The following is a 1,928-nucleotide window of genomic DNA, read 5'->3' as shown; positions in this document are numbered from 1 at the left end:
GGTGCCCCTATGGGTTTCGTCAAGCGGTGGGTAACGTCCGTGACGGCTGGTCTTGAGCCGGGGAAAGCCTGATTGACCAGGGGCAACGGCTTTGATCGTTGAGTCTGGCGTTGTGGAACCGAAGGGGTTGTGCGGATGAGGGTTCTGTTCTTTCCCGATGAGGATGGGGTGGACGTCTCGGGCGGTGCGGCGGAACTCGTCGTCCTGGCCCTCGCCCTCGCCGCGGGAAAGGGTGGCACGGAAACCACCACCTCGGCTGAACCGAGCTTCGGGGGCACTGAACTGGCTTCCGTCGAGGTGGTGAGCACCAGCGGCCCGGGTGTCCGTATCCGAGTTGATTCGGAGCGCAGCGCTCTACTCATCGCGGGTGACCGGCGGGGCTTGACGGCTCTCGCTGACGAAGTTCAGTCGATTGCGGAGATGGACGACGGTGGGCACCAGCACATCGAGTACTTCCCGGATCACTACTACCTTGTCGCTGGGTCACTGGCCATGGTCGTAAACAGTCCTCATGGCGGCATGCCGACTCGATGAACGACTGATAGCAGTGGCTGGCTGTGGTTGGTAGAAGGTTCCGTCGCGGAGCATCGCGAAGAGGACGTCGGCCCTGCGTCGGGCGAGGCAGAGCAGGGCCTGGGTGTGGTGCTTGCCCTGACTGATCTTCTTGTCGTAGTAGGCCCGGGAAGCGGGGTCGGACAGGGCTGCGAACGCGGAGAGGAAGAAGGCACGTTTGAGCTGCTTGTTTCCTCTCCTGGAGGGCTGTTCGCCACGAATCGAGGAGCCCGAGTTGCGGGTCGCCGGAGCGAGACCCGCATAGGCGGCGAGGTGGGCGGCTGAGGGGAAGTTGCTGCCGTCGCCGACGTCGATGAGGATCCTGGCTCCGGTCCTGATGCCGACTCCCGGCATCGAGATCAGGACCTTCGAAAGAGGGTGGGACTCCAGCAGTTCTTCGATTCGCCCGGCCAGCAGTTTGCGCTGGTCGAGGACAGCGGCGAGTGAGCCGGCCAGGCTTGGGACGATCAGCGCGGCCGCCTCGGTGCCGGGCACCACCACGGTCTGTTCGTCCAGCGCGGTGAAGATGTCCTCGACCAGTCGCTCGGCCATCCGCGGGGCTTTCGGCCGCAGCAGCGTGACCAGTCGGCGGCGGCCGGCTTTTCGGATCTGGGCCGGTGACCCGAACCGTTCCAGCAGGGTCAGCACGGCCGGGTGCTGCAACCGCGGGCCCAGCACCCGTTCCAGCGATGGATGGATCTGCGTGAGCAGGCCGTGGATCCGGTTGGCGACCCGGGTCGCTTCGCCGGCCAGGTCGTCGTCGAACCCGACGATCATCTCCAGCTCGGCGATCGTCTCGTCTTCGAGGTCTATGGACCGCAGCGTGTGGGGCATCGCGCGGGAGGCGTCCGCGATGATGAACGCGTCTTTCGCGTCGGTCTTGGCTTCGCCGGGATAGAGGTCGGCGATCCGCCGCATCGTTAATCCGGGCAGGTAGGCGACCTGGCAGCCCATGTCCCTCGCCACCGCCAGCGGCAGGGCTCCGATCGAGGCCGGTTGGTCGACGACCACCAAGACCGTCCCGTGCTTGGCCTGCAACTTCGCGAAGAGCTCGCGGAGTTTGGGCTCGGTGTTGGGCAGCCGTTTGTCGAACGCCTTCTTCCCGGCCGGGGTCACAGCGGTGGCGTGGTGTTCGCCTTTGCCGACGTCCAGGCCGAGGTAGACGTCGATGTCGCCGGTGTCGATCACGTGCGTCCTCCGGTCGTACTTCCTCCCGGCCTCACCCACGGCACCGATCGCCACATCCACATTACGAAGAGCCTCCCGACCTGCGGAAAGTCGGTGGTCAAGCCCCTAATCAGCGGTCAGTCAGTGCCTCCGGGCCCAGTGACACCACCCCCCGGATCATGGTTAACAATGCCGTTGCTTTTGGGGCT

The 1,928-nt window shown here is 65.2% G+C and carries 2 protein-coding genes; one reads left to right on the top strand and one right to left on the bottom strand.

All coding sequences use genetic code 11. The features are described from left to right. The first annotated feature begins 135 nt into the window (after positions 1–135). On the top strand, positions 136–534 hold the full coding sequence (locus tag ACGFU7_RS47985) for a hypothetical protein (protein WP_393705114.1): 399 nt from the start codon (positions 136–138) through the stop codon (positions 532–534). On the opposite strand, the gene ACGFU7_RS47980 is transcribed toward ACGFU7_RS47985, so the two are convergent. Next, positions 484–1,740, bottom strand: a complete 1,257-nt coding sequence (locus ACGFU7_RS47980) for an IS110 family transposase (RefSeq protein ID WP_393705113.1) — start codon at positions 1,738–1,740, stop codon at positions 484–486. The genes ACGFU7_RS47985 and ACGFU7_RS47980 overlap by 51 nt on opposite strands. Positions 1,741–1,928: the final 188 nt, after the last annotated feature.

The organism is Streptomyces sp. NPDC048473 (genome assembly GCF_043200155.1).
In the GTDB taxonomy this organism is placed as follows: Bacteria; Actinomycetota; Actinomycetes; order Streptomycetales; family Streptomycetaceae; genus Streptomyces.
This window is presented reverse-complemented; position numbering and strand designations above follow the sequence as displayed.